Below are 733 nucleotides of genomic sequence, written 5' to 3' on the forward strand. Positions count from 1 at the left end.
TGTCATCAAACACATCTGTTGCAACAGTAGATTCTAACGGATTAGTTACTTCCTTATCAGTTGGTTCAACAGTAATTACTTATTCCAATTCTAATGGCTGTCAAAAAACTGCAACAATAACTGTAAACGCATTACCTACAATAACAGGAACTTTGAATGTTTGTGTGGGTTCAACTACAGCTTTATCTGGATCTGCTACTGCAGCAACAATAACGCCATGGGTATCTTCAGATACTGCCGTAGCAACAGTAAATGCTACAGGTATAGTAACAGGAGTTAGTGCAGGTACCGTAACTATCACCTATACCAATTCTAATAGCTGTAAAATAACCGCAACGGTAACTGTCAATGCAGTACCAGCAATAACAGGAACTTTGAGTATTTGTGTGGGTTCAACTACCGCATTAACTGGATCCGGAACAGCAGCAACTACTAATCCATGGGGGTCCTCAAACACCCTTGTCGCTACTGTAAGTACTGCAGGAGTAGTAACAGGGGTTGGCGCAGGTACTGCACTTATCACTTATACCAATTCTAATGGCTGTAAAATAACAGCAACGATAATAGTCAATGCGTTACCAACAATAACAGGTAATTTAAACACTTGTATTTCAACACCTACTATACAATTAACCGGATCAGCTACGGCTGCAACTACAACGCCTTGGGTTTCTTCAGATACAACCGTTGCAACTATAGATTCTAATGGTTTGGTTACTACCCTAACAGTTGG

Annotated in this window: 1 protein-coding gene; it reads left to right on the forward strand. The window is 40.2% G+C overall.

What is annotated here, in order from left to right; all coding sequences use genetic code 11:
* Positions 1 to 733, forward strand: a 733-nt coding sequence (locus AC4PRO_RS18195; RefSeq protein ID WP_492118402.1) for an Ig-like domain-containing protein, incomplete at both ends; no start/stop codon positions are given.

Source organism: Flavobacterium sp. DW-iso2, from assembly GCF_058725285.1.